Source organism: Accumulibacter sp., assembly GCF_029255145.1.
GTDB lineage: Bacteria > Pseudomonadota > Gammaproteobacteria > Burkholderiales > Rhodocyclaceae > Accumulibacter.
Genome location: NZ_JAPUVQ010000059.1, coordinates 1 through 8,406, shown reverse-complemented (window position 1 = coordinate 8,406; position 8,406 = coordinate 1). Strand labels below are relative to the sequence as shown.

4 protein-coding genes are annotated in these 8,406 nt (G+C 64.7%); 1 reads left to right on the top strand and 3 read right to left on the bottom strand.

Annotation, left to right across the window (positions count from 1 at the left end):
* The first annotated feature begins 284 nt into the window (after nucleotides 1–284).
* Nucleotides 285–1,778 (top strand): CYTH and CHAD domain-containing protein, encoded by a 1,494-nt coding sequence (locus tag Q1L50_RS06270; RefSeq protein ID WP_300336809.1) that lies wholly within the window; start codon nucleotides 285–287, stop codon nucleotides 1,776–1,778.
* A gap of 96 nt (nucleotides 1,779–1,874) precedes the next feature.
* Here Q1L50_RS06270 and mgtE read toward each other — a convergent pair whose 3' ends face one another.
* The 3 genes from mgtE to mfd form a co-directional block, all read right to left on the bottom strand.
* Nucleotides 1,875–3,263 carry a magnesium transporter gene (mgtE, locus tag Q1L50_RS06265; protein ID WP_300336807.1) on the bottom strand — a complete coding sequence of 463 codons (1,389 nt, stop codon included), beginning with the start codon at nucleotides 3,261–3,263 and terminating at the stop codon, nucleotides 1,875–1,877.
* 409 nt (nucleotides 3,264–3,672) lie between these two features.
* Entirely contained in the window at nucleotides 3,673–4,746 is a 1,074-nt protein-coding gene (locus tag Q1L50_RS06260; protein ID WP_300336805.1) for a 3-deoxy-7-phosphoheptulonate synthase, read from the bottom strand.
* Complete coding sequence (gene mfd / locus Q1L50_RS06255; RefSeq protein WP_300336803.1) at nucleotides 4,743–8,180, bottom strand: transcription-repair coupling factor; 3,438 nt, start codon at nucleotides 8,178–8,180, stop codon at nucleotides 4,743–4,745. The genes Q1L50_RS06260 and mfd overlap by 4 nt, the downstream gene beginning before the upstream one ends.
* Between the last annotated feature and the right edge of the window lie 226 nt (nucleotides 8,181–8,406).

Sequence of the window (8,406 nt, the reverse complement as noted above, 5' to 3'; positions counted from 1 at the left end):
TTTAACAGCGTTATTTTAAGAACAGCCAGAGTCTCCCTCAATCTTCATCGCCCAAGTCTGCCAATCCTCGTGCGCCAACCTACGCCAACAGCCCCCTTGCGTGGGTTTGAAATGAGAACTGCTGGCCGCAGGGTGACAGATGCGAGTGCTGAAAGTTCCTGTGCTAATCTACGGCGGTGCTTTGTGCCTGTAAGGGCCTTCTTTTACTGGCCCGCTGACACAGCGACACCAAGTGAAGGTATAACCCGGGGTCGATACAGTCGTCCCCTGCACGAGGGTTCGTGATGTCCACCGAGACCGAAATAAAGCTATCGCTGTCGGCACGCGTTGCCAGTCAGTTGCCCAGGCACCCGCTGCTGGCCGACCGCACGCCACGCCGGCAACTGCTGATCAACACCTACTACGACACCCCTGACCACCGTCTGCGCGAGAACGGGATTGTCGTGCGCTATCGTCAGCAGGGTCGCGAATGGCTGTTGGGCGTCAAGACCGCGGCTCAGCTCACCGGCGGATTGGCGCAGCGAAAAGAGTGGGAGCTTCGCGGCAAGCCGGGAGAGTTCGACTTCTCCCATGTTGACGAGAGTGCCATTCGCGAGCTTCTCGAATCCCTGCGTGATCACTTGCAGCCGGTGTTCACCACCCGCTTCACGCGTCAGGCCTGGATGCTCGAACCGCGCGCCGGGGCGCGTATCGAAGTGGCCCTCGACCGCGGCTGGATCGAGGCCGGGGGGCGGCGCCAGGCGATCCGTGAGGTCGAACTGGAACTGTGCACGGGCGAACTCGGCGAGCTGTTCGACCTGGCCAGCACCCTGCAGGTAACCCTGCCGCTGCACCCCGAAGCCAGCAGCAAGTCCGAGCGTGCGTACCGTCTGTCGGCCGATCTGCCGATGACAGCGGGAAAGGCGATGCCGGTGCCGGTCGAGGCCGGTTTGTCGTCGATGGGCACCTTTCGCCTGATCGCGCTGGCCTGCGTCAACCACCTGCAGCGCAACGAGCAAGGCGTCCGTCAGGGCGATGCGCCGGAGTTCGTTCACCAGGCGAGGGTGGCCATTCGCCGCCTGCGGTCGGCGATCCGCGTCTGGGAACGACAGCTGCCCGAATCCTTTGTCGCGCGCTTCGATCCGCTGTGGCAGGAGTTGGCGCGGCAACTCGGCGACACGCGCAACTGGGATGTCTTTCTGACCGGCAGCGTGCCTGCGCTCGCCGTGGTCTTTCCGAATCACGTCGAAATCGAACAGCTGCTCAGCTACGGTCGCAGGCGCCGCAGCAGCAGCCGCCAGGCCGCCAGGCGGGCGCTCACATCGCTTGCCTATTCGCGCTTGCTGGTCGACTTTACCGCCGCCCTGGTGGCTTTGCCGGAAACCGGCGCGGGCCCGGTCGAGACCTTCGTCCCACGCTGGCTGGACAAGTGCAGCAAGCGCGTCCATCAGCGCGCCACCGAGGCCGAGGCCGAGGGCGGCGGCGACGCGGCGCGCCACCGCCTGCGCCTGGCGTTCAAGCAACTCCGCTACGCGCTCGAATTCTTCTCGCCGCTTTTCGCAACTGGTCCGGTGCTGGAGGGCTACCATCAATCGGTCAGCGCGCTGCAGGAACTGCTTGGCAGCCAGAACGACCTGGCGGTGGCGACGCAACTGACAGGCGACGCCCTGGCGGGAGCACGTGCCGCGCCGATCCTCGGCTGGCTGGCGGAGCAGAGCGAGGCGCTGCTGCCCGAACTCAGGACGCGGCTGGACGGTTTCCGCCAACAGCCGCCGCCGTGGCAGGAATTGTCGCAGTGAGCGAGACCACAGTGCCTGGATCGGGCGCGCAGCCCCGGGGTGTGCGGGCGCTGCCTCAGCCGGACGCCGAGCCGCCGATGCCGGCGGCGCCGTCGCTCAAAGATCGTAGATCCAGCTGGCGATCACGAAGTAGTTCAGGACTCCCAGGATGTCGATGGCGGTGGTCACGAAAGGGCCGGTGGCGACCGCCGGGTCAACCTTCAGGCGCTGGAAGATCATCGGCAGCAGCACCGCCAGCAAGGCCGCTCCAGTCATGTTGCCGAGAATGGTCAGGCCGACCACCTCGCCGAGCGCCAGGCTGTGGTGCATCAGGTAGCCATAGAGCGCCAGGATGACGCCGTAAAAACTCCCGAGCAGCAGGCCGACGCGCAACTCCTTAAGCACCAGCGGGACCGTGTCGCGGACATCAATGGCGCCGGTGGCCAGGCCACGCACGGCGACGGTGGCCGACTGCACCCCGACGTTGCCGGCCATGCCCATGACCACCGGCAGAAAGGCACCCAGAACCAGCACCTCGGCGAGAATCGCTTCATAACGCCCAATTACTGCTGTCGCCGCCAGACCGCCGACGAACGCAGCCAGCAGCCAGGGCAGGCGAATCCAGGCGATCTTGAAGGCCGAGTGGGTGAGCGTTTCGGACTCGCTGGTACCCGCCATCTTCAGCATGTCGCGGGTGGTCTCTTCTTCGAGGACGTCTATGACGTCGTCAACTGTGACCATGCCGACCAGTACGTTTTCCTCATTGACCACCGGGATTGCGAGCAGGCGATATTTGTCGACCAGCATGGCCACGGTGGTCTGATCGGCATCGGTGGTCACCTTCATCACTCGCCGGTTCATAACCTTGTGCAGTGGGGTGCCCGGGCGGGTCAGCAGCAATTGCCGTAGCGAGACGACGCCGGCCAGTCGTCCTGCTTCGTCGGTCAGGTAGAGGTAGAAGACCATCTCGACGTCTTCGCGGCTGCGGATGTTCTCGATCGCTTCTTCAACGGTCAGCGTGTGCGGCAGCGAGAAGATGTCGGTGGTCATGATGCCGCCGGCGGTGTCGGGGTCGTACTGGAGAAGGCTTTCGACTTCGTCCTTGCTTTCGCGGCCGAGCAAGGCCATCAGTTGCTCGCGCTGGTCTTCCGGCAGGTCGCCGATGAGGTCAGCAAGTTCGTCCGGTGGAACCTGTTCGAGTACGCGCGCCAGCTTCTCGACCTTCGACTCGCTCATCACCTGCGCCCGCAAATTGGCTGGCAGCTGGCTGAAGACATCGGCCGCCGTCGTGGTGTCGTTGATCGCGTAGAAGATGTCCACCACATGCGCCGGGGGTAAGTCGTCGAGAACTGACGCCAGGTCGGCGGGATGGAGCCTGGCGAGCATTTTCTGCAGCGAGGCGCGGGCGTCGCGTACGTACAGCCGATCGATCGTTTCGACCAGCCGCTTCTTTCGGTTATCGTACGCCGCAGACGCGGCTGGTTTGCTCTCGATGTTGATTTGCATGATCTTCTCCCCTTGAGGCCCACCCTGGCGAGGGGGGGAGTCTACCCGCAGGACGCCGATCGGTCCATCGATTTGGTGCGCTGCGGACGTTTTTTCTGAGGCGGTTCAAGCGGACGGTCAGCGGCTGCGACGGCCATCGGCGGCGGTGCCGTTTGGCCCTTTCGGTGGCGCCGGGCGATCGTTGTCGATGAACTCGATTCCCGGCATCTTTCGCGACATCGTCATGGCGGCGTCGTGGCCCCGTCGGGCGGACAAGGCGCTTGCCGATTCCCCGGTCGATCGCCGTCGATCTCGTGACCGCGTGCCCGATCGGGGCAGATGCCCGCACTGCTGCACGCCGGTGCGATCGGTGTTTGACGGCCGCTGCGCAACCACGCCAGGCGTGCCGGCGCGGCGACCGACGGCGGGGTCAGCGGCTGCGGTTCGGCAGAACCTCGTGCAGCAGCCTGGCGGCGTCGCGGATCATGCTGGCGGTGGTTTCCCAGTCCACGCAGGCGTCGGTGACCGAGCAGCCGTATTTGAGCAGCGCAAGGTCTTCCGGGATCGGCTGGTTGCCGGCGACGAGATTCGATTCGATCATCATGCCGACCAGTGAACGGTTGCCGAGGCGCACCTGATTGACCACGTCGGCCATCACCAGCGGTTGCAGCTCAGGCTTCTTGTAGCTGTTGGCGTGCGAGCAGTCGACCACGATATTGGTCGGCAAGCCGGCCTTGCTCAGCGCCTGCTCGGCCATCTGCACGCTGACCGTATCGTAGTTCGGCCGGCCGTCGCCGCCGCGCAGGACGAGGTGGCCGTAACGATTGCCACGGGTACGGACGATCGAAGTACGTCCCTGGCCGTTGATTCCCAGGAAACTGTGCGGACGCGATGCCGAGAGAATGGCATTGACGGCGATCCCGACGTCACCGTTGGTGCCGTTCTTGAAGCCGACCGGGGTGGACAGGCCGGACGATATTTCCCGGTGCGTCTGCGACTCGGTGGTGCGCGCGCCGATCGCTGTCCACGAGATCAGATCGCCCAGATACTGCGGTGAGATCGGGTCGAGCGCCTCGGTCCCGGCCGGCAGGCCAAGTTCGGCGATCTCGAGCAGGAACTGGCGCGCCTGCTGCATGCCATGGTCGACGCGAAACGAGTCGTCCATGTCGGGATCGTTGATATAGCCCTTCCAACCGGTGGTGGTCCGCGGTTTTTCGAAATAGACGCGCATCACCAGGTACATCGTCTGGCGCACCTCGTCAGCGAGTGCCTTCAGCCGCCGCGCATAGTCCAGCCCGGCCACCGGGTCGTGGATCGAGCACGGGCCGACGACGACGAACAGACGACGGTCGCTGCGGTCGAGAATCCTGCGCAGCAGTTCGCGGCCGCTCATCACCAGCCTGGCGGCGGTCGGCGAGAGCGGCAGTCGGGCCTGGATCTCTTCGGGGGAGGGCATGGCGTCGAAGGCGCTGACATTGATGTTGTCGATGTCGAGAGTTGTCATGGCTTTGGCAGACGGGTCAGTTGGTGAACGAGCTCTTTCACCGCGGCCACGCGGTCGGCCAGCGTGGCGCAGTGGCGTTTGAGAACCAGCCGGTCCTGCCCGGCCAGTCGGTAGTTGCGGTCCCTCTGAATGAGTTCGATGATCCGCAGGGGGTCGATCGGGGGATTGACCTCGAACTGTACGCTGATCTGTTCGGCGGTGGCGTCAAGCTTGCTGACCCCGAGTGGCTTGCACAGCAGGCGCAGGCGGTGACTGTCGAGCAGGGCGCGGGTCTGCGGTGGCAAATCGCCAAAACGATCGATCAGCTCTTCCTGCAGGTCGGCCAGCTCATCGGCCAGCGAACAGTCGGCCAGGCGCTTGTAGAGCGCCAGCCTCTGGTGCACGTCGGGCGCGTAGTCGTCAGGCAGCAGCGCCGGGGTGTGCAGGTTGACCTCGGTGGCGACCGCCAGCGGTTGCGTCAGGTCGGGCTCCTGGCCTTGTTTGAGCGCCGCGACGGCGCGGTTCAGCATCTCGGTGAACATGTTGAAGCCGACTTCCTGCATTTCGCCGGACTGGTTGTCGCCGAGAACTTCGCCGGCACCACGGATTTCGAGGTCGTGCATCGCCAGGTAGAAACCGGCGCCCAGTTCATCCATCGTCTGGATCGCCTCCAGGCGCTGCCTGGCCTGCTTGCTCAGCGCCTCCTCGTCGTGCGTCAACAGGTAGGCATAGGCCTGATGGTGCGAGCGGCCAACGCGACCGCGCAGCTGGTGCAGTTGCGCCAGGCCGAACCTGTCGGCCCGGTTGATGACGATGGTGTTGGCGTGGGGGTTGTCGATGCCGGTTTCGATGATCGTGGTGCACAGCAGGACATTGACGCGCTGCTGCGTGAAGTCGCGCATCACACGTTCGAGATCGCGCTCCTTCATCTGGCCGTGACCGACGACGATGCGCGCTTCGGGCAACAGCTTGGTGAGCTTGTCGCGCATGTTTTCGATGGTGTTCACTTCGTTGTGCAGGAAGTACACCTGGCCACCGCGCTTGAATTCGCGCAACAGCGCTTCGCGGATGATGCCGTCGGAAAAGCGGGTGACGAAGGTCTTGATCGCCAGGCGTTTTTGCGGCGCGGTGGCGATCACCGAGAAGTCGCGCAGGCCTTCGAGCGACATCGCCAGGGTGCGCGGGATCGGCGTCGCGGTCAGGGTCAGGACGTCGACTTCGGCACGAAGCGCTTTCAGCGCCTCCTTCTGGCGGACTCCGAAGCGGTGCTCCTCGTCGATCACCACCAGGCCGAGGCGCCTGAACTTGACGTCCTTCTGCAACAGCCGATGCGTTCCGATGACAATGTCCAGTCGCCCCTCGGCAAGTTCCCTGAGCGCCTGGGTGACCTCAGCTGCGGTCTTGAAGCGCGAGAGCTCGGCGATTTTCACCGGCCAGTCGGCGAAGCGGTCGTTGAAGGTCTGGAAATGCTGCTCGCAGAGCAGGGTGGTCGGGCACAGTACCGCGGCCTGGCGACCACCGGCTACCGCACAGAAGACGGCGCGCAAGGCGACCTCGGTCTTGCCGAAGCCGACATCACCGCATACCAGGCGGTCCATCGGTCGCCCGGATTTCATGTCGTCGATGACCGCGGCGATGGCTGCGCTCTGATCGGGTGTCTCTTCGAAACCAAAGCCGTCGGCGAATGCCTCCTGGTCATGCGTCTCGAAGTCGCACGCATGCCCTTGCCGTGCCGCTCGCAAGGCGTACAGGGCCAGCAGTTCGGCGGCGGTGTCGCGCGCCTGCAGGGCGGCGCGGCGTTTGGCTTTCTCCCATTGTTGCGAGCCGAGCGTATGCAGCGGTGCGGCGTCGGGGTCGGCACCCGAGTAGCGCGATATGACGTGCAACTGCGCTACCGGCACGTACAACTTGGCGTTCCCGGCATAGTGCAGCTCAAGAAACTCCATCTGGCCTTCACCGAGGTCGAGGTGGACCAGACCCTGATAGCGGGCGATGCCATGCTGCTCATGGACCACCGGCGAACCGACCTTGAGTTCGGTGAGGTCGCGCAACCAGTTGTCCACCGATGCCTTGCGCTGGGCAAGGTGGCGGGCGCGACGCGACGGGCTGTCGGCGTACAACTCGGCTTCGGTGATGAACGCCAGCCTGTCGACCTGGAAGCCGTCGTGCAGTGGCGCCACCGCCAGCGCGAGCTGGCTGCCGCCCGCTACGAAGTCCGAAATTCCCGCGCTGGCCTGGGTTTTCAGGCCGTACTCGGCGAACAGTTCAGACAGCGTCTCGCGGCGCCCGGCAGTTTCGGCGACGATCAGGACCCGGCCATCGAAGTCGTCGATAAACGCCTTCAGACGGCCGAGCGGGTCCGGTGCGCGGCGGTCGACGGCCAGTGGCGGCAGGGCCCGGGTCGGGCCGTCATCGCCGGCCGCGAGCTTTACGCTGGCGTAGGGCCTGGCGGCGACAAAGAATGGTTCTTCAGCCAGAAAGAGATCGCTGGGCCGAAGCAGTGGGTGGCTACGGTCACCCGACAGCATGTCGTAGCGCGACTGCGCTTCACGCCAGAAGGCACGAATCGCCTCGGGCACATTGCCGTGCAGGAAGAGCACGGCTTCTCCGGGCAGATAGTCGAAGAGGCTTGCCGTTTCCTCAAAGAAGAGCGGCAGCCAGTACTCGATGCCGGCGGTCGGAACGCCGTTCGACACGTCCCTGTAGATCCGCGATCGGGCCGCGTCGCCTTCGAAGATCTCGCGGAAGCGCTGGCGGAAGCGGGTGCGCCCCTGGTCGTCGAGCGGAAACTCGCGCGCCGGCAGCAGGCGAATCTCGGGAACCGGATAGAGCGTGCGCTGGCTGTCGACGTCAAAGGTCTTGATGCTTTCGATTTCGTCGTCGAAAAGATCCAGCCGGTAGGGTAGCGGCGAGCCCATCGGAAAGAGGTCGACGATGCCGCCGCGGATCGAGTATTCCCCCGGTGCGACGACCTGCGTGACGTGCGCGTAGCCGGCCAGCGTCAGCTGGGCGCGGAACCGCCCGGCGTCGAGTTCCTCGCCCTGCTTCAGAAAGAAGGTATACGCCGCCAGGTAAGCGGCCGGCGCCAGACGGTAGACGGCGGTGCCGGCGGGTACCAGCAGCACGTCACAATCGCCGCGGGTGACCGCATAGAGCGTCGCCAGTCGCTCGGAAACCAGGTCGTGGTGCGGCGAGAAGCTGTCATAAGGCAGCGTTTCCCAGTCGGGCAGCAGGCGTACGCGCAGATCGGCGGCGAAGCAGGGTATCTCTTGCAGCAGACGCTGCGCATCGCCGGCGCTGGCAGTCACTACGGCCAACAGTCGAGGCCTGGCACACTGGCTGGCCGCAGCGGCGGCGTGAGCGATCAGCAGCGCGTCGGCCGATCCGGCAAACGAGGGGAACTGCAGCTGTTCGCGGACTCCTGGCAGCGGCAGTCGGGGAAGCTGTAATGACAAGGAAGGTGACTCGCGACTCTATTTCTGACCCGGGTGATCCGCGCAAGCTGGTCAAGGCGGGGCAGCGAAAGGGCCGGATTATAGCTGATCGGTCGGTGTCGAGCCTTGTCCACTGTGGTATGAGCCTGAACGGGCCGCGCGTTTCCACTGAGACATGAGCCTCAAGGAAAATGTAGGGAGAGGACGAAACGGGTTGATCATCCTGCAGATGGTGATCAACATGAAC